Consider the following 424-nt stretch of genomic DNA (forward strand, 5'->3'; position numbering starts at 1 on the left):
CGGACGCTTTCGGGCTGAGGGCCGTCGAGCGCTCGGAGTTCCTGCGGGCCGCGGAGCAGGGACGCAAGCGGCGGTCTTCGGCGTCGGTCGCGGGTGTCGCCGAGTTGCCGCCCCTGCTCGTGGACCGGGTGGGCAGGAGGCGGGACCTGTCCCGGTTGCGGGAGAGCATCCGCACGAGTCTGTCGGTGGCGATGGTCGGTCAGCCCGGTGTGGGCAAGACGGTGCTGGCGGCCTCGGCGGCGCACCAGATGCGGGACGAGTTCCCGGACGGATGTCTCGGGGTCGACCTGCGCGGGGTCGACGAGCAACCGCTTCCCGTGCACGTCGTGTTCGACCGTTTGTTGCGGGCGCTGGGCGTGGCGCCGAGCGACGTGCCGATGGCCGTGACCGAGCAGTCGGGACAGTACCGGGCGGTGCTGCAGCA

At 72.2% G+C, this 424-nt stretch carries 1 pseudogene; it reads left to right on the forward strand.

The features are described from left to right. Nucleotides 1–424, forward strand: a pseudogene (locus tag UK23_RS52955) (transcriptional regulator, XRE family protein); the annotation flags it as partial.

It is taken from the genome of Lentzea aerocolonigenes (assembly GCF_000955955.1).
In the GTDB taxonomy this organism is placed as follows: Bacteria; Actinomycetota; Actinomycetes; order Mycobacteriales; family Pseudonocardiaceae; genus Lentzea; species Lentzea aerocolonigenes_A.